Consider the following 18617-nt stretch of genomic DNA (forward strand, 5'->3'; position numbering starts at 1 on the left):
TGCCTAAGCGTTTGATTAATGCGACGTTATTTTATTCGCGATTACTTGCCAAATATTTTGAATTCCATTTTAAGGACATATTCAACATTTTTTGTGAAAATTCCTTCTTTACAGAGTACGGTTTATCGGTCTTTGGTGGCATTTTTCGGATTTTTGGTTAAAAATTGTGTTTAAATTTGTAGGATAAAAGCTAGACTTACCGGCAAAGATTTGAATGTTGGGCATGAAAAAACCACCAGTGTAGCGGTGGTTTTAATCTAAAAATGTGAAACTCTCAATTATCTCATCAAATTGTTTTTGTTTTTCTGCGTCAAGCTCCAAGGTATAAAAGTTCATGGCAAATACCTGCTTGCCATCGGTTAGATAGTATGTATGGGGGTACCAGTATTCTATATCTCCGCTGTGCGGAAAGGCCTTGGATATTATCCTCACGCCGGTGTAGTCTTTTACTTTTATGTCTTCTTTCGAAATCAATTCACATTCGCTGCTTACCTGCCAGTTGTCAAGCAAGCTCTGGCCTTCTTTCATTATAATTGGCGGGAAAAGTTCTGCAACCTTTTGGCCGTTTTCGTCGGTAAATACGCTGTATTCAATATCCCAATTCCCCGGAAAATGCAACTCATATGCTATAAGAGGACTTGCTTCCTGAAAAGAAAACGAGTCCCAGTCTTCAGTGGTATATGCATAATCTCTTAGTCTCAGCATTTTCCAACCATTAATAAACGGGGAATTCTTAACTTCAAATAGCAGCTCATCTTCACCGTTTTCCGCATCGGTTTCATCACTGTTTTCACTTTCATTATTTTGACTAGACTCCGATGGCTCCTCTTGATTTTCCGATTCTTTTTCGGATATTTCCTCCGGAGTATTGGTATTTGGGTCTGGGGAAATATTAGCATTTTCCTTGGTTTTTGTACAGCCAACAAGTATAATAAGGACAATCACAACTAGGGCAATGAGTTTCCTAGAAGGGTTCATTTAACTCTCCTCCCTTATTGCATTTTTCACAATAACCGTAAATCTCAAACCTGTGTTCCGTAGGGGTAAACCCTTTTTCCATAAGCTTTGCCTGTATATCTTCCATGGGACAATATTCCAAAGGAATAGAAGCCCCACAATTTTTGCAGATTACGTGATGGTGATGACCGTCCTCTCTGCGCAGTTCATATAGAACTCCGCCGCTTTCAGGAGTAATTCGGCAAACAATGCCTTTACTTAGCAGCACGTCAAGATTTCGATAAACAGTAGAAAAGTTTATGCCGGGCAATGTCTTAATAACTTCTGAAAAAATATCATGAGCGCTTAAAACCGTATCCGTATTTTGCAGCACGCGGATTATGGCCTTGCGCTGAGAAGTTACCTTAAGCTGCTGCTTTTTTAAAAGTTTTTCTGCATCCATCGGCTTAAAACCCCCTTTAGGCAAATAGCAATCATTAAGATTGATGAAGCGATTAAAACTATAGTCCCCCCGGGGGCCAAATCAAATATGAAAGATGTATAAATACCCGTAATGACAGAAAAAAGTGCAACTGCAATGGCTATTACAAACGTTGACTTGAAACTGGTTGCCAGCTGAAGTCCCACAGCTGCTGGTATTACCATTAAAGCCGATATTAGAAGAGCTCCTACCACCCTAACCGAAAGGGCAATCACCAACGCAGTCAATAGTGTAAAATAAAAATTAATCCACTTTACAGGTATACCCAAAACCGCAGCTGCTTCATCGTCAAATGTTATTGAGAAAAGCTCTCTATACAATAATATCACAGAACCTATTATGAAAAAACCCAATATTGAAATTATAATGATATCCTCGCGGGATACAGCAACTAAGCTGCCAAACAGGTAAGACATAAGATCAGCATTAAAAGATTTTCCAAGGCTTATCAGCACAACTGCAAGGCCCATTCCGCCGGACATGACGACAGCCAAAGCCACTTCTGAATATTTTTTAAAAGCCGACCTTATTATTTCAATGAGGACTGCCGCTGCCCCTGAAAATATCAAAGCTCCATAAAAGGGATATATGCCAAAGAGCATACCGCCGGCCACACCGGCTAGTGCTGCATGAGACAGGCTGTCCCCTACCAAAGACATGCGCCGAAGTACAATGAAAACGCCCATAACTGAAGCCAGCAGGGCGGTAATGATGCCAGCAGCAAAAGCCCTTTGCATGAAATCAAAACTAATTATATACACCAGCCTTGCCTCCTTGCTCTAATATTTTTGACGTGAAACTATTCAAAAGGTTCCCCATATTTTTATACAAGGTCATTTTACCGTCCAGCATGTATACCGCCTTTGTAGCCATTTTAAGAGCACTTGTCACATCATGGGTTACCATTACCACTGTCATGCGTTCTTTATGAAAGTTTGAAATCAGATGGTAAAATTCCTGCTGAGAAGCTGTATCGATGCCAGTTGTAGGCTCATCTAAAAAAAGCACCTCGGGGTTCCTCACTAATGCCCTTGCCAGAAACACCTTTTGCCTTTGACCACCGGAAAGCTGGCCGATAAGCCTGTTTGAAAGATCTGAGATTTTAACTGCTTCAAGGGCCTCTTTTACAGCCGCCTTTTTCCTGCCTCCGCCAAATAATCTCCCAAAACCTGTGTAATATCCCGAAGCTACAACTTCCTGTACTGTTGCTGGAAAAGAAGTGTTTATATTTGCCGCCTGTTGGGATACATAGCCGATCCTGTGCCATGCAGTGAATTTACGGGGTTTTTGGCCAAAAATCCTCACTTCTCCGGCCTGTGGCACTAGGAGCCCCAGCATGACTTTGAGCAGCGTTGACTTAGCCGAACCATTGGGGCCTAAAATGACTACAAAGTCCCCCTTTTCTACCGAAAGGCTTACATCTTCCAAAACCTGATTGCCGCCGTAGGCAAAGGAAACATTAGTAAGGGTTACGACATCATCGCATTTGTCATTTGACAATCTAAGAGTGTCTTTAACTTTACTTGGCATTATCTCACCAGCTTTTACTTTTAATTTAACAAAACTATACTATGCCATTTATTCTTGAACCAGGGCAATATTTAGAAGTTCCAGATTTTCTTTCATGACCGAAAAATAGTCTTTCCCCGCCTGTATATCCTCCGGCCGCAAGGTTCCTAAAGGATTTAATGCTAAGATTTGTGCACCAATTTCATTGGCTAATATGGTTGAAAACTCTAAAGTTTCTCCTTGTTCGTCAAATATATATTTAACGCCATTTGCTTTGCAGAACGCTTTAAGTTCTTCCATTTTCTTAAGTGAAGGCTCATCATGGGTCGAAAGGCCCCTTATGGCAACCTGATTAAACCCATAGCGGTCAGCCACATATCCTAAGAAGGCATGAGAAACTACTATATCTTTACGAGCGGCTTTTTCAGCAAGGACCTTAAATGCATTGTCAAGTTCATCAAATTTATTGCTAAGGTTTACAAGATTTTCTTTATAAGTCTTCTCGTGTTCTCTATCTATTGAAACAATCCCTTCGCATATCCTTTCAGATATTGTTTTAGCAAGCACTGGGTCAAGCCAAACATGAGGGTCATTATTTTTTATAAGGCCTTTTCCGACTTCAATTACCTTTATGCCCTGTTTGTCTAAGTTTTGGGCGATTTTAGCCGCCCAAGGTTCCATGCTTTCACCTAAATAAATAAAAATGTCTGCACCGTAAATATCCGCAACCTGTTTTAGGGAGGGTTCAAAATCGTGGGGATCAACTCCTGCCGGGATAAGGTTTTCAACTTCGGCAAAATCTCCTGCGATTTTTTTGGTAAAATCGTAAAGGGGATAAAAGGTGGTATAAATTTTTAGGCTGCTATTGTCATCTTCAGCAGGAGCAGTTTGGCGGTTCTTTGCACAGGCAGTAAGCGAAAATACAAGGCTTAAAAATACAAGAAACATCAAGAATAATTTGGCTTTCTTCATTTTTTCCTCCAATTGCAAAAGGTTTGCATTTGCATTTCCTATTATATATTCTACCACTAAATGGTGTCAATTATTTCTTAATTTAACGGTATTTATCAGTTTTTTTGTGCAAAATTTTAAACCCTCGCTTTTTTTGCGAGGGTTTAAACTCTTTACAGCCCTATTTCTGCCAATAAGTCACTTTTCTGCCTGAATCCAACCATTTTGTTGACAACTTTGCCATTTTCAAATACTAGCAGCGTGGGAATGCTCATAATCTGATATTTTTCTGCAGTATCAGGGTTTTCGTCTACGTTAAGTTTTCCTACTTTAATAGTTTCACCATATTCTTCTGCAATTTCATCAATAACGGGGCCCATCATGCGGCAAGGTCCGCACCAGGGTGCCCAGAAGTCTACAAGCACTTTACCTTCAGCTTCAAGTACTTCTTTCTGGAAGTTGTCATCGGTAATTGTCAATGGTTTCATTTTAAGTCCTCCTCTTTATTTTTTTAAATTATTGACCTGGTTTTTTGGTTATACTATACTGATAATATAGTATAACTATATTTTGCGTAAATTTGTATTAGTTATATTTAAATGAAAGGAAGTTTCTTTATGATAGATCATAAAGTTATTCGCAGTTTTCGGCAAAAGCGAAATATGACCTTACAGGAGCTTGCACAGAAGGCAAATCTTTCAGTATCTTATCTCAGTGAAATTGAACTGGGGAAAAAGCAGCCTTCGCTTGAAACTCTTGACAAACTTTCTAAAGCCCTGAACATATCACTGGAAGGCCTTATTCCCACAGGCAGCACTCAAGCAAGCCTGGGCGCCAAGATTTCATTCTTAAGGCAGGAGAAAAAGATGTCCCTTTCAGAACTTGCCGAAAAAGCAGGTATTTCATCAAGCTATCTTTGCCAAATCGAAAACGGCAAGGTAATGCCTGCCCTATCTACACTAAAAAGCATTGCCAAAGCCTTAGATGTGCAGCCTGAATGCTTAATGGCAGTCACCAGCTTTGTAGGTTATAAGCTGAAAAAGATCCGCTCTGAGCGAAACATTACCCAGGCACAGCTTGCGGAAAAAGCTGGGGTTTCCGCAGGCCTCATTGGCCAGATAGAAAGCGGAAAAGTAGAGCCTTCCATAAAAACATTGGAAAAAATCGCTGCAGCCCTGTCTATTTCGCCATGCATTTTTGTATCAGAAGAAGATGAAGTTTCGTCACTTATCAAAACTATGAACCCAAGCGTTCGAGAACTGTTAAAGGACGCTAAAGTTCGCTCAGTTTTAGAACTTTTGGCCGACTGCAGTGCTGAAGAGTTCAGCTTCATATTAAAATTTATTCAATTATATAAGGAACATAGAAGGTTTTAAATTCTATATTTTGTTTTATTATACTATTGTTTATTTACGCCGTCAATTAGTATTTGAAAATATTTTACTCCATTTATTTTAACTATTTATTATTATTTGCTTAAGTGAAGTCAAATAGTAGATTATACTATAAAAAAATATGCCCCTTATAGTAAACAGTTTGTTTTTTTTACCGTTTACTAAGGGGATTTTTTATCTCTTTATTTACATTACAGCACTAAAATCCCAAGTACCTGTGGCCAACAGCCACCATAGGGACCCGGATATTCAATAAAAATTCGCGTAAGGCCAATTACAAAGTAACTTTCTCTGGTGTTGAGTATTTGCCGCATTTCCTTCAGGCGCTCTGACAGTTTGCCGGGGTTTTGACGGATAAATTCTTGGAAGGTCTTATGCCACATAAGATCCGTTACCATCCAGTTGTAGCTCATGTTGCCCACTTTATCTTCAAACACCAGGCGCGCTTCATACTCCAGCGGGTTATAAGGATTTCGCCTAAAGTTAACGTCTTTTACAACTGCTTTTATAAGACCTAAAGTACGACCGCGGCTGAAAATAGCATCTACCGAATCGTCCACCAAAGATCTTAAAAGTTTGGCCTTTTCGGCTTGGTCTAGCACTTTTACCAGCTGCGGCAAAACCTGGGGGTTTCTCACAAAAAATCGGTCTTCTGCTCGAGGCACAGGACCCAGCCAATCATTTAATACCAGCTCGGTAACCCCAAATATTTCAAAAGCTTTTTTCTCCTGTGCAAAAATATCCGATTGATACACAGGCATGGGCCTTATCCAGCGATGGTTTTCATCAACGCCTACCAGATTCACTCGCGTGTTGTACAGTTTGGAGATAGCAAGCAGTGTAAACCTGGTCCTGCCATTATTTTGCATAAGCACCCCTCCAGTCAAAAGTAATCTCAAGTACCTTTTAGCAAAAACCGCTGCAGCTTATTTGATGCATTGCATTAATTTTATTAAAAAGCTTGACAAGGCTTTAAATCATTAGTTGCTTTAAATATATTACTGGAGGGCATTAAATATTATAGTTTTTTGTGGGGTTTGCTTTAAGTTTCCAAAATAAGAACCCATCTGACAACGCAGTAGGAGATTCTCTAGGGTCTCGAAAGCTTTTTTCACAATAAATAAAAGCTGCCCAAAAAATTCTGGGCAGCCAATATTATTTTAAGTCTTTAGGCTCCATAATCTCCTTTTTCAATCTATCTATAGTCTCTTGAAGTGCATTTATTCTGTCCGACAGCATATCTGACAACGTTTCTCCCTGAGCTTCTGTATGTTTTGCGACAGCATCTTTTATCATATCAATACTTTCCTGTTTTGACGCTTTATATTCTTCAATGGTTTGTTTCCCGCGCTCTGCCAGTTCTTTAACATTGCTCACACCTTTTTCAACAACCGGCCTTGCCATGCGCCGCATTTTAGGCACCACTACATAAGTGAGAATTGCAGCGCCCAATCCCCAAAATAAGCGCTTTACAGCGGAATTTGTCATGTTTCCCATGTATTGCTTGCTCCCTTTAATTTTAAATCCCTTCATCTCTCATCGCTCCTGATAAGTTTTATTGCAAATTTGAGTATGGCAAGTTAACAAATTGTACAATGAGGAATTTACTATTTATATTTTCCTCTGTTTTTGATGCTATTATGTATTTAGCATCTAACGAAAAAATAAAAAAATATAGGACAACACTTGAACAAGCCAAGATTATAAAGTCATATCTACAAAAAAAGATATATCAAAAGTTTAAAGATATATAAAAAAAAAGAGAGAACATATTATACATATAGTTTGTTCTCTCTTTTTGCTTTTCAATGTTTACTTTTTAAGCTTCAAAGCCGTTGAACTTGTTCATAGCCTTGTTTACGTCTTCAGATACTATTACGAGAGCTGCCTTTGCCGCAGCCTCCAAGGTTGCTTTTATTTTTTCCAATTCTTCCCCGTAGAATCTGCCCAGAACGTGATGGGCTGCATCTTTTTCGCCTTCAGGTCTGCCTATGCCTATACGAATCCTAGGAAATTTGTCAGAAGACAGCTGATATATTATCGAATCCATGCCGTGATGACCTCCGCTGCTTCCTTCTGCACGGATTCTAAGGCGTCCTAAGGGAAGATCCATGTCATCGTATATTACTATAAGGTTTTCTAGCGGAATTTTATAATAATTTACAGCATCTTTTACACTGTCACCAGACAAGTTCATATACGTATGAGGTTTTAAAAGCAACAGCTTGTTGCCTTCATATTCAGCTTCGCCCAATAGGCCCTTGAACTTGACTTTATTTATCTTAACTCCTAATTTGTCAGCTATCAGGTCCAGTGCTGCGAATCCCACGTTGTGCCGAGTGTTTTCATATTCCTTGCCTGGATTTCCTAAACCTGCAATCAAATACACATTGATCCCTCACTAATTGAAAAAATAAGGGCCAAAAGCCCTTATTCTTCATCATCGTTTTCCACAAGTTTTGGCTCTTCGCCCTCTGCTGGAGCTTCAACACTTTCGTCCACAAGTTTCGGTGCAACAATTGAAACTATGATTTCATCCGGATCATCTAGCACCGTGTTTTTGCTATCAACTTTTATATCACCAACAGTAAGTGCATCGCCAATTTTCATTTCAGAAATATCTACTTCTACGCTCTCCAGCATATCTCTTGGCAGTGCCTTTAAGGCGATTTCCCTCTTTTGATGCTGAAGTACGCCGCCCATTTTGACGCCTTCTGCGTCACCAACAAGGACAATTGGTGCATTGTACTCTACTTCTTCGTCCATGGAAACTTTGAAAAAGTCTACATGGTCAATTGAATTTTTTAAAGTATTGCGCTGTACTTCCTTAATTAGCACTGGAAATGTATCATCTTCCACTTGAAGATTAATAAGTGAAGTTTCCCCATGGGTCTTTAAAATCTTATCTAGCTCTCTTCCATCGACGGCAATGCTTTTGGTTTCATATCCCTTGCCATAGACTACAGCAGGGAGTTTATTTTCCCTCCTTAGTCTCTTATTTTCGCTCTTTTTAGCCTCGCGAATCGTAGCTAACAAGACTGGACTTCCCATGATGTACTCCTCCTTTTTTTACCCCATATCCTTCTTCAAATTTTTCGGTTGTATATGGGTAATTATGGGTAATCCCAAGTGTCTTTTATCTATTATACCCGCCATTTTAAATGAAGGCAAGTTTTAGTTGTCAAACAAAGTGCTAAGGGATTTATTTTCATGAATTCTTAAGATGGCTTCCGCAAAAAGGGGTGCCACTGAAAGCACTTTTATCTTGTCCAATTTTTGGCTTTCCCTTAGCGGTATCGTATTTGTCACTATTATCTCTTCAATGGGAGCTGCTTTTAATCTCTCAATGGCAGGACCTGAAAGCACAGGGTGTGTGCAGCAGGCATATATTGCTTTTGCACCCCGGTCCAAAAGAGCTTGGGCTCCCAATGTAATTGTACCTGCCGTATCGATCATATCATCAACTATTATTACTGTTTTATCTCGGACTTTTCCAATTATATTCATAACCTCGGCTACATTTGGTTCCGGCCGACGTTTATCAATGATGGCAAGGGGCGCCGCCAGCCTATCTGCCAGCTCCCGGGCTCTGGTTACTCCGCCTACATCAGGAGATACGACAACAATTTCTCCCAATTGCTTTGCTTTAAAGTAATCAGCCAATATCGGCATTGCCTTTAAATGATCAACAGGAATGTCAAAAAATCCTTGGATTTGGCCTGCGTGCAAATCCATGGTCAGTATCCTATCTGCTCCTACGGCAGTGAGAATATCCGCCAACATTTTAGCTGTAATAGGATCTCGGGAGCGGGCTTTTCGGTCCTGGCGGGCATAGCCGTAATATGGTATGACAGCAGTTATGCGACCGGCTGATGCTCTCATTAGGGCGTCAATCATTATAAGCATTTCCATAATATTATCATTAATGGGATAGGAGAACGGCTGAACAACGAATACATCAGCACCCCGCACTGTTTCTTTTATCCTCACTTGTATTTCCCCATCGCTAAAGGTTCCAACCCAAGATTCACCTAGGGGTATTCCTAGATGCTTGACGATCTCTTGGGCAAGTTTAGGGTTGGCATTGCCGGTAAAAACCTCCAACCTACTTTCCATCACCTTTTGTTCCTCCTTCGATTTTGTTCCTTCTCTTAATTACCCAGCCCAGTTTGTTTTCCTGCCTAGCTCGAGCAATCGCCAAAGCGTTTTCCGGCACTTCCTTAGTGATGGTGGAACCTGCTGCTACAAAAGAACCGGCTTTTATGGTTACGGGTGCTATTAAGTTGGAATTACAGCCAATAAAGGCGTCATCCTCTACTACTGTTTGATGCTTTTTGTATCCGTCGTAATTTACAAAAATTACTCCGGCACCGATATTTATATGTTTACCCAATACCGCATCTCCAACGTAGGACAGATGCGGTATTTTGGTGCCTTCGCCGACTTTAGTATTTTTAAGCTCTACAAAATCTCCAACTTTAACTTTTGATGAAAGCTTGCAACCGGGCCTCAAATTGCAATAAGGGCCAATCTTTACATTTTCATCTAATTCAGAGTCATCAATTTGACTCATCACTATTTCGCAAAAATCACCGATAACTGTATCCTTAATTCGGCAAGGACCTATTATGGTGCAGCCTTTACCTATTTTGGTTTTGCCCTCCAATATTACGCCAGGATATATGACAGTATCTCTTCCGATTTGGACATCAGAGTCCACCATACACGTATCCGGGTTTATGAAAGTAACACCCTGCTCCATCCAGTATTCAATGATTTGCTGCTGCATAAGTTTCTGTACTTGTGCCAGCTGCCTGCGGTCATTGATACCATGTAGCTCGTCTGGATTTTTTATCTCAAAGGCCACAACTAGCTTTTCTTCTTGATTTAAGATTTTAACAACGTCAGTAAGATAGTATTCACCTTGAATATTGTCATTTTTTACTTTAGCTAGAGCTGAAAACACCAGTGAAGTGTCAAAACAGTAAAATCCTGCATTTATCTCTTTGATTTCCCTTTCCTCGGGAGTAGCATCTTTGTGCTCACGAATATCGAGGACCTTATTGCCTTCTCTTATAATCCTGCCATAACCTGTGGGGTCTGGAACTTTAGCCGTCATCACTGTGCAAGCCGCCTTTTGCTGGCGGTGAAATTTTACCATTCCTTCAATGCTGTCTGACGTAACCATAGGCATGTCTCCGCACAGTACCACAATTTGCGAGCTGCCTTTCACAGCATTTTCTGCTTGCATTAGAGCATGGCCAGTCCCTTTCTGATCACTTTGCAGTACAAATTCAATATTTTCTTGTGCATAATACTCTTTTACTTTATCGGCGCCATTGCCTACTACTACGACTATCTTTTGTGCTCCTGCCTGTCGGGCCGCTTGAAGTGTATATGTCAATATCGGTTGTCCACACACTTTATGCAAAACCTTAGGGATATCCGATTTCATGCGGGTTCCCTCACCGGCAGCTAAAATTACAGCCGTAAAATCTTCCATCATAGCCCTCCTCTTGTGTTACGGTTTTACTATAGCTTCTCTCATTATTTTAAATTATAGTAAAGTTTTTTTATTCGGAAAAATATAGGACATCCTGTGATGTCCTCTAGTTTGCTTCAGTGTCCAAAGCTCTATAATGGTTTAAAATGACTTCCTGTATCTTTGCCCGTGCTTCAGAAGAAATGGGATGAGCAATATCTCTAAATTTTCCACTGGCAGTTTTCCGGCTGGGCATGGCAATAAAAAGCCCATTTTGGCCTTCTATAACGCGAATATCATGTACCACGAATTCGTCATCAAAGGTAATGGACGCTATAGCTTTCATTTTCCCTTCATCTGCCATCTTGCGGATACGAACATCTGTAATATTCATGGGCTCGACCTCCCGGGAGTAGTTTGGTTTTGCTGATTTCTATAGGAGCCGGTCAGTATCAGTATATACTTGTTTAAAAATTCTATAAAAAAATTGAAAATCCTCCACAAAATAAAAATAAGATTCGAGAGAAATTATCCTATCAATTTATTGTTTATACTGATTTTAATTTCGCCTTTATTTGTATCAATGCCCTCTAATATCAACAGTGTGGTAAAATCCTCTACCAGCTTTTTTTCCGGCACGGCTGTAGTAACAACCATAGCGGTTCCTACAACCTGAGCTTTAAACTCAGCAACAAGTTCCCTCATGCCCTGGGCAGTTCCGCCGCCCTTCATAAAATCATCCACGATGAGGACCCGTGAGTTTTCCGGTAAAGCTCGCTTTGCCAGAGACATGTTGTGAATCTTTTGGCCGGACCCTGATACATAGCTTATGCCAACAGAAGGCCCCTCTGTTACACGGCTGTCCCTGCGTGCAACTACCATCGGGACATTTAAGGCTTTTGCCGTCATAAATGCAATGGGAATGCCTTTTGTTTCTACAGTAAGCACATGAGTAGGATCTTTGTCTATAAACAGTTGCGCAAAAATCTCCCCTATTTTGCTTGAATATTCCGGCGCAAATACCACATCCGTCATGTAAAGATAGCCTCCGGGAATAATGCGCTTTTGGTCCTGCAGGGCATTGCTAAGGCCTTCTAAAAAAGCCTTTATCTGATCGGCCGACCTTTTAGTGCGATAGCGCACGCCTCCTGCTGCTCCCGGTATTGTTGTAAGTTCCCCCTGGCCAGAATTTTTGTAGGCATTTTTTATAATGTCTAAATCTTCGCTTATAGAAGATTTAGCTGCACCAAGCCACTGACCAAAGTAGTTTAAGGAAATGATTTTATTTGGATTTTCTGACAGCGTTTTCGAAATCAGGGCAATTCTCTCACTGCGCCTCATGCAAAATCCCCCTAACTTAATACTCTGGCCGCAAGCTCCAGGTCGCTGTCCTTATCTACATCGGTAGCTATCTCAGGATAAGTGCTGATTATTGCCCGAGCTTTTATGCCAAATAGTTCCGAGGCACGTTCCTCTAGCTCTTTTATGGTAAGTATGCCCAATAAAAACTTGATTACAAATTTAAGGCCCAATATTCCGGCAAGTTTCCAGGGCTTTTTTCGATAGACCATAAAAGCTTCTGCCTTTTTTATGCACTGCCTGACCTTGCCAACCTTAATCATAACGATATTGCCACCCGTAAATACTCCATCTTTTATTTTAACATAAGTGCGCTTTGTTCCGGGATATTTTTTTTCATTTTCTTCTTTTGAAACTATAGGGTAATAAAAATCCCCGTCCATTGAAAGGGCTTTTTCAACAAAATCCCTGATGGCTTCTGAAGTAATCATGGGTATATCTGAAGTGGAGATCAAAAGGGTATCGTCATCAGAAAAAATATTGGCACCGCATAAAATGTTGTCAGTCAAGGAAGCTGCACTGTCTACGATGATATCCACCTGATTTTCAATAACCGCAAGACCCTCCTTGGGCCCTACAACAGCAATAGTATCTATAAAGTCAAGTCCCTTGAAGGCCTCGATTATGTAACTTATCATTTCTTTGCCGTTGATTTTTACTAAAGCTTTATTTGAATTAAATTTTGTCATATGTTTATCCTTCTCGGCTCCTGCCAGGATAAGGGCCTTCATTAAAGTTCCTCCTCAAAATGCATTTGCTTTCGAAGTAAGTTCATTACGTTGTATTCTACTTCATATATGTGGGCTTTGGCAAGTTTTTCCGCATTTTCTGCATCGCCTTGTTTTATGGCACTTAAAATAGCTTTATGTTCTGATAAGACGCTTTGGGACCTTACTGGATTGGTAAATGATTGTATGCGAAATCTGTCTATCTGTTCTTTTAAATTGTTTATAATTTGAGCCAGCCTTTTGTTCCTGGAAGCATTAAACAAGATTTGGTGAAATTCCATGTCTTTTTTGATAATAGTTTCGGTATCTCCCTTTTCCCTGGCTTCTATAATATCACATATAACTTTATCTAAAGCTTTTATTTCTTCATCGGTAATCCGCTCTGCCGCTAGTGCCGCCGCCAGGCCTTCTAGGCTGCTGCGAATTTCAAAAACCTCTGCAGCATCTTTTAATGAAAGGTCTGACACATAAGCACCTTTGCGAGGGACCATGACAACCAGACCCTCTAGTTCCAACTTTCTTATGGCCTCACGCACTGGTGTCCTGGAAACTCCCATTTCTTCAGCTAATTGGACTTCCATAAGCCTTTCACCGGGTTTTAGGCGGCCGGTCAAAATCGCCTCTTTTAGAGCATCAAAAACGATATCCCTGAGAGGCTTATACTGGTCAAGTTTTATAGTAGGAAACCTGTTTTCCATAATATCACCTCCAGCTCACTCCATTTGGGTTACGTAAATCTCGTTTCCTGCAAGATCAATTTTTTCTGCAGCGTTTTTCGCCTCCCGAATATTTTCAAAAATCCCAAAGACCGTGGGTCCGCTGCCGGACATGAGACTGCCCAATGCTCCTTTACTTACAAGATGCTTTTTTATAAAATCAAGTTCCGGGTAAAGTTTAAAGGTCACTTCCTCTAAAACATTGCAAAGGCCAGCAGCTATTTTACCTATATCCTGCGCATTTATATATTCAATCATCGCCATGGTATCGGGTCTTTCTTGTATAGCTTTTACATCCAGTCTACTGTATACTTCTTTAGTTGAAACAAAATAAGGCGGTTTTACCAGTAATAGGCCGAAACCCGACAGGTGCTTAAGTGGCAATATCTTTTCACCAATGCCCTTAGCAAGAGCCGTCTTGCCTACTATACAAAATGGCACATCAGCGCCTATGTCTTTGCCTAGGGCCATTAGCTCTTCTTGAGGTCTGTTCAATTGAAACATTTCATTAATGCCAACAATCACCGCTGCCGCATCGGCACTTCCGCCTGCTAGTCCCGCCGCAATAGGTATTTTTTTATTTATATTAATAGCTATTCCGGCATCAAGTTTGTATTTTTCTATCATGAGCTTTGCGGCTTTGTATGCTAAGTTGCTCTCATCTAGGGGAAGCTTATGGCAATTGGAGGTGAGCTCAATGACAGGCCTCGGAATAAGCTTTAACGAAATTTCATCTTTTAGTGAAATGGTCTGCATTATCATTTCAACTTCGTGGTAGCCATCAGGCCTTTTGTAATGCACGTCAAGTGTTAGATTTATTTTCCCGCATACTGATAATGTAAGATTTTCCAACGGTTTCTCCTCTCCACAAATCATATCATAAATTATATATTTCACAAAAAATCTCAAAATCCTTCCGGTTTATAAAAATAACATCAAACGGGCAGGCCCACGGCAGACTTTGTCCGACCGGCGGCTGCCTTTATTGCAGCTAGTGCCCTCTCGTAATTTTCATAAAACACAACTATTATATCACCTTTAGCGGCATTGTCCAGACTGTAAGTTATAGCTTCTTCCTCATCTAATATTACCTGGATCTTATCTCCCTTTAGCCCAGCCTCCTGTGCGCCCTGTTGTAAAAGCCAAGCTACTTCACCGGGCTTACGACCTCTGAGGTCTTCATCCTCCTTTATGATGAGGCGGTGAAAGCCTTTGCCGGCCACATATCCAAGTTTAATTATATCATAATCACGGCGATTGCCGGGACTGGCAATGACTCCTATTATTCTAGAGGGCCTCATGAGTTTGGCGGTATTTATTACAGCTTCAATGCTTTTTACATTATGACCGTAGTCCAAAATTACTGTTACATTCTCAAGGTTTATTATATTCATGCGGCCTGGATTTTGATTTTCATCACAGCGAAATTCTTTTAAGGCTTTAGCAATGGTTTTTATAGGAATTTGAAGCCCCCAGGCACCGGCAGCAGCTGCTAAGGCGTTTTGCACATTATGAGCAGCATAGCCTTTTAGGGCAGACGGCAGGTCTTTTACCTTTGCAAGGCTGTATGTTCTTCCCTGCTCCTCAAAGAAAATGGTGCCGTTTTTGATGTAAACGCCGCGGCCGCCCTGGTCCAGGTGTTTCTTCAGAATAAGATTGTCCTCTTGCGAGCTGAAAAATATTATTTGGCCTTTAAGCCGTTTTGCCACATCTATAGTTTTCTGGTCATCAGCATTTAAAACAGCGTATCCCGTATCCTTTACCTGCTCTGCCACAAGGGATTTTACAAAAACCATATCCTCTAAAGTTTTGATGCCGTCAAAGCCCAGGTGATCCTCACTAATATTTGTAATAATCCCTATATCGGCTTTTTCATAGGCAAGGCCGCCCCGTATGAGGCCTCCCCTTGCAATTTCAAGGACTGCCGCCTCAACGGTAGTATCTAAAAGCACCTGCCTGGCACTTTCAGGACCGCTGCAGTCTCCTTTTTTGATCAAACGATTATCTATATATATCCCGTCGGTACATGTCATGCCTACTTTATAGCCTGCCACAGCAAGTATATGGTTTAACATTCTGACGGTGGTGGTTTTGCCGTTGGTGCCGGTAACGGCAACTAGCGGAAACGTTGGCGCCCCTTCGGGGAACAACATATCTGCTATGGCTTTTGCCACAGGCCTGGGCTTTCCCTGGGAAGGGTAAAGGTGCATTCTGATGCCCGGTGCAGCATTTACCTCAATAACAGCTCCACCACTTTCTTCCAGAGGAATACTAATATGTTCTGTGGTAATGTCAATTCCCGCAATATCAAGGCCAATGGCAGCAGCAACTTTTTCAGCAAGGCGCCTGTTTTCCTCACACACCTGGTCCGTCACATCAATAGCGGTGCCGCCGGTGCTTAAATTCCCATTGTCCCTTAGCAAAACCATTTGACCTTTTTGGGGCACGGAGTCCAGTGAAAGGCCGCTGCGCTCTAAAACATTTAGGACTATGGGGTCAATTTTTATTTTGGTAAGGGGCTTTTCATGATGGTCCCCTCGCCTGGGATCCAGATTTTCTTTATCAATTAACTCTTTGACAGTTGACACCCCATCGCCTATTACATGAGCCGGGATTCGCTCTGATGCGCAGCAAAATTTGCCGTTTACCACCAGCACCCTGTAGTGACGCCCTTTAATTTGCTTTTCCACAATGATTTTGGAAGAGTAATTTTTAGCCAGGTTAAAGGCGCGAACAACCTCCTGGCTGTTTTTCAAGTTTAAGCTTACGCCTTTTCCCTGGTTGCCGTTTTGTGGTTTTATAACTACAGGGTAGCCAATATCTTCTGCAGCTTTTACCGCCTCGTCCTCGGTATGTACCACATGGCCGTATGGTACAGGTATTCCCGAAATAGACAAGAGTTCTTTGGTCAGCATCTTATCACAGGCTATATCCACTGCAAGGCAGCTGGTATTTTGGCTGATAGTTGCTTCGATGCGCTTTTGATGGGCACCGTAACCGAAAATTAAAATACTTCCATTTCCAAGCCTGGTAACCGGTATGCCCATTTTTTTTACTTCATCGGCTATAGCTTTGGTGCTGGGCCCAAGACTGCCGTTTACGGTCATTTGTTTTAGCTCTGAAATCCACTGGTGGATATTTACCGAAGTTTTATCTAAAATTGACTCAAGCAGCTTTACTGCCATGGAAGCTGCTTTGAGCGCCGAAGACTTTTCCTCATAGCCGAAAATCACGTTATAAACACTGCCATTTAAACGCCTTGCCTTTCCGAAACTCACATCCTGACCAGCCATATTTAAAAGTTCAATGGCTACATGCTCAAGTACATGAGGAAAATAGGTGCCTTCTTCCAATCTGATCAAAAAGCCTCCAGGTCGGTCAAAACAGCACTTGTGCTCAGCAAGGCCAGGCAGATATGAAAGCAGGGCAGAGTTAAAGCCGGGTATATCGCGAGTAGCTATGTTTTCCAGGTCTTTCACATCCACTTGCATTCTAATTACAGGTTTTGAGCTGTAAATATTTGGTCCTTCAAGAGCCTTTATTTCAATGATTTCCATGCAATTCCTCCTGTATTTTTATATAAAGTTACAGTGGTATCTAAAGTAATTGATGTCGTCAGGTAATACAGAGAGCGAATTTTATTATTTCGAAAAGGGTTCTCGCCGAGATTACAAAAAAGCCGTTAAAACGCGGGGTAGCTTAACTGAAATTTGTCACAATAGAGATACTTCTCTACTTATTATTTCTTGACTTGTAAAGTTAGAGCTGAGTTTAAAGCTTTAGGCTTTTGCAGTAATCGAGGTATAGAACCCTCGAAAAAATAAACTGAGCGAACGTATTACCTGACGACTATTTGTTTTAGATAAACTATTAACTAGATATAGTTTTCCTGTATACCAGTCTTTGTAAATATATTTTCCATTTCAAAAAGGTATATTCAGGTTTTATTAAAAACTGGCCTACGGCTGCTTAAGTCAAAGCTTGTCCCCGGTGAAAGCACGTGAATCTTTGCATTAAACAAGGCCAGAGGGTCTCCCGGTGCAAGTTCTGATACATTGGTATAATCTATGTCACTTCCATCGATTACGGTAACTGTGCCGGATCCTTCTACCGTAAATACGGCCTTTGAGTTGACAAGTATGGCCGTATCTTCATCAATGCCCACACCCAACACGTAGGGATTTGAAGCAACTACGGTAAGAAGCCTTCCTATTCGACCTCTCTGGGCAAAATGTTGGTCAACTACTACCTCTTCCAAAAGGCCAAGACCAGGCGCCATATTTATCAAACTGCCGCTGGGGCTTTCGTTGCCATCGCCATCAACTATCATGGTATCGCTCATAGCAGAGGCCCCCGCGCTGGTGCCGCAAATGATGACACCTCTTTTATATGCGTCACATATGGCATGGTAAATCCTGCTGCCTCCTATCAAACTTGTAATGCGCAGCTGGTCACCTCCGGTAAAAAATATGCCGGTGGATTTTTCAATTCGCTCTATTATATAATCCTTTTGGGCATCCTGTCGGTCCTTTATATCTATAGCAGTTACGTCCTTTACACCCATGCGGGAAAAGAGTTTTACATAAGTCTCCCCTACTTTCTCAGGCTCTTTTGTAGCAACTGTTAAAATTGTAAGACAGGCACCCCTTTCGCCGGACAGACTTACCACCTTACGTAAAATGTCGCTTTCCTCACTTTTATCTTCAGCACCTCCAATTAGGAGCAAATACCCTTTTGACTTTTCACCCAAGATATCACCTCACTTTAGAAATTATTATCTCCATATTTTTGCAAATCATGACCACCCGTAAAACGGGTGGTCTGCTCTAGCCCTATAAGGGCATTTACTGGCAGAGCCTTAAGGCTCACTGAATGGTCCGCCAACCGCATGTTTTTCTCAAACCACCCCTAAAGGGGTTATTTCTTTTTGTTCTTGTTTACCGGCTCACCCGTAAACGGGTCTATATACTCTTTTAAACTTATTTGATCTGACGCTATGTCTTCCTGCAGTTGGTTTCTTATATATTCCTCTATCGCTTT

Annotated in this window: 20 protein-coding genes and 1 pseudogene; 1 reads left to right on the top strand and 20 read right to left on the bottom strand. The window is 41.2% G+C overall.

Translation table 11 applies throughout. The features are described from left to right. Window positions 1-252 precede the first annotated feature (252 nt). The 6 genes from JT739_RS04935 to trxA all read right to left on the bottom strand — a co-directional run bounded on the left by JT739_RS04935 (window position 253) and on the right by trxA (window position 4386). On the bottom strand, window positions 253-978 hold the full coding sequence (locus tag JT739_RS04935; RefSeq protein ID WP_237659992.1) for a hypothetical protein: 726 nt from the start codon (window positions 976-978) through the stop codon (window positions 253-255). Continuing rightward, complete coding sequence (locus tag JT739_RS04940) at window positions 965-1399, bottom strand: Fur family transcriptional regulator (protein ID WP_237659993.1); 435 nt, start codon at window positions 1397-1399, stop codon at window positions 965-967. Before JT739_RS04940 ends, JT739_RS04935 begins: the two co-directional genes overlap by 14 nt. After that, complete coding sequence (locus JT739_RS04945) at window positions 1378-2202, bottom strand: metal ABC transporter permease (protein WP_370642581.1); 825 nt, start codon at window positions 2200-2202, stop codon at window positions 1378-1380. The genes JT739_RS04940 and JT739_RS04945 overlap by 22 nt, the downstream gene beginning before the upstream one ends. After that, complete coding sequence (locus tag JT739_RS04950; protein WP_237659995.1) at window positions 2186-2968, bottom strand: metal ABC transporter ATP-binding protein; 783 nt, start codon at window positions 2966-2968, stop codon at window positions 2186-2188. The genes JT739_RS04945 and JT739_RS04950 overlap by 17 nt, the downstream gene beginning before the upstream one ends. 48 nt (window positions 2969-3016) lie before the next feature. Then, window positions 3017-3919 carry a metal ABC transporter solute-binding protein, Zn/Mn family gene (locus tag JT739_RS04955; RefSeq protein WP_237659996.1) on the bottom strand — a complete coding sequence of 301 codons (903 nt, stop codon included), beginning with the start codon at window positions 3917-3919 and terminating at the stop codon, window positions 3017-3019. Between the two features lie 152 nt (window positions 3920-4071). After that, complete coding sequence (trxA, locus tag JT739_RS04960; RefSeq protein WP_237659997.1) at window positions 4072-4386, bottom strand: thioredoxin; 315 nt, start codon at window positions 4384-4386, stop codon at window positions 4072-4074. A gap of 129 nt (window positions 4387-4515) precedes the next feature. Here trxA and JT739_RS04965 point away from each other — a divergent pair, with 129 nt between their 5' ends. Beyond that, complete coding sequence (locus JT739_RS04965) at window positions 4516-5274, top strand: helix-turn-helix domain-containing protein (protein ID WP_237659998.1); 759 nt, start codon at window positions 4516-4518, stop codon at window positions 5272-5274. A 209-nt stretch (window positions 5275-5483) separates the two neighbouring features. On the opposite strand, the gene JT739_RS04970 is transcribed toward JT739_RS04965, so the two are convergent. The 14 genes and pseudogenes from JT739_RS04970 to JT739_RS05035 form a co-directional block, all read right to left on the bottom strand. Further along, entirely contained in the window at window positions 5484-6161 is a 678-nt protein-coding gene (locus tag JT739_RS04970; RefSeq protein WP_237659999.1) for a hypothetical protein, read from the bottom strand. Between the two features lie 286 nt (window positions 6162-6447). After that, window positions 6448-6825 carry a hypothetical protein gene (locus tag JT739_RS04975; protein ID WP_237660000.1) on the bottom strand — a complete coding sequence of 126 codons (378 nt, stop codon included), beginning with the start codon at window positions 6823-6825 and terminating at the stop codon, window positions 6448-6450. A 286-nt stretch (window positions 6826-7111) separates the two neighbouring features. Continuing rightward, the gene (gene pth / locus JT739_RS04980) at window positions 7112-7681 is read right to left on the bottom strand and encodes an aminoacyl-tRNA hydrolase (RefSeq protein WP_237660001.1); all 570 of its coding nucleotides are present in this window, start codon (window positions 7679-7681) and stop codon (window positions 7112-7114) included. Window positions 7682-7722: 41 nt separating this feature from the next. Next, complete coding sequence (locus JT739_RS04985; RefSeq protein WP_237660002.1) at window positions 7723-8343, bottom strand: 50S ribosomal protein L25/general stress protein Ctc; 621 nt, start codon at window positions 8341-8343, stop codon at window positions 7723-7725. 123 nt (window positions 8344-8466) lie between these two features. Further along, the gene (locus tag JT739_RS04990) at window positions 8467-9408 is read right to left on the bottom strand and encodes a ribose-phosphate pyrophosphokinase (RefSeq protein WP_237660011.1); all 942 of its coding nucleotides are present in this window, start codon (window positions 9406-9408) and stop codon (window positions 8467-8469) included. Next, window positions 9398-10798, bottom strand: a complete 1401-nt coding sequence (gene glmU, locus JT739_RS04995) for a bifunctional UDP-N-acetylglucosamine diphosphorylase/glucosamine-1-phosphate N-acetyltransferase GlmU (RefSeq protein ID WP_237660003.1) — start codon at window positions 10796-10798, stop codon at window positions 9398-9400. Before glmU ends, JT739_RS04990 begins: the two co-directional genes overlap by 11 nt. 103 nt (window positions 10799-10901) lie before the next feature. Then, window positions 10902-11168 carry a septation regulator SpoVG gene (spoVG, locus tag JT739_RS05000; RefSeq protein WP_237660004.1) on the bottom strand — a complete coding sequence of 89 codons (267 nt, stop codon included), beginning with the start codon at window positions 11166-11168 and terminating at the stop codon, window positions 10902-10904. Between the two features lie 134 nt (window positions 11169-11302). Next, window positions 11303-12115: a pur operon repressor gene (purR, locus tag JT739_RS05005; protein WP_237660005.1), complete on the bottom strand. Its 813-nt coding sequence runs from the start codon at window positions 12113-12115 to the stop codon at window positions 11303-11305. 11 nt (window positions 12116-12126) lie between these two features. After that, window positions 12127-12864 carry a nucleotidyltransferase family protein gene (locus JT739_RS05010; protein WP_237660006.1) on the bottom strand — a complete coding sequence of 246 codons (738 nt, stop codon included), beginning with the start codon at window positions 12862-12864 and terminating at the stop codon, window positions 12127-12129. Beyond that, entirely contained in the window at window positions 12864-13559 is a 696-nt protein-coding gene (locus JT739_RS05015; RefSeq protein WP_237660007.1) for a GntR family transcriptional regulator, read from the bottom strand. The genes JT739_RS05010 and JT739_RS05015 overlap by 1 nt, the downstream gene beginning before the upstream one ends. Window positions 13560-13574: 15 nt before the next feature. Beyond that, window positions 13575-14429: a 4-(cytidine 5'-diphospho)-2-C-methyl-D-erythritol kinase gene (gene ispE, locus JT739_RS05020; protein ID WP_237660008.1), complete on the bottom strand. Its 855-nt coding sequence runs from the start codon at window positions 14427-14429 to the stop codon at window positions 13575-13577. A gap of 83 nt (window positions 14430-14512) precedes the next feature. Beyond that, window positions 14513-17134, bottom strand: coding sequence for a cyanophycin synthetase (gene cphA / locus JT739_RS05025; protein WP_237660009.1), 2622 nt, complete (start codon window positions 17132-17134; stop codon window positions 14513-14515). A gap of 380 nt (window positions 17135-17514) precedes the next feature. Beyond that, the gene (locus JT739_RS05030) at window positions 17515-18327 is read right to left on the bottom strand and encodes a cyanophycinase (protein WP_237660010.1); all 813 of its coding nucleotides are present in this window, start codon (window positions 18325-18327) and stop codon (window positions 17515-17517) included. A gap of 167 nt (window positions 18328-18494) precedes the next feature. Further along, window positions 18495-18617: pseudogene (locus JT739_RS05035) on the bottom strand (IS200/IS605 family transposase); the annotation flags it as partial.

It is taken from the genome of Tepidanaerobacter sp. GT38, assembly GCF_021991635.1.
In the GTDB taxonomy this organism is placed as follows: Bacteria; Bacillota; Thermosediminibacteria; order Thermosediminibacterales; family Tepidanaerobacteraceae; genus DTU063.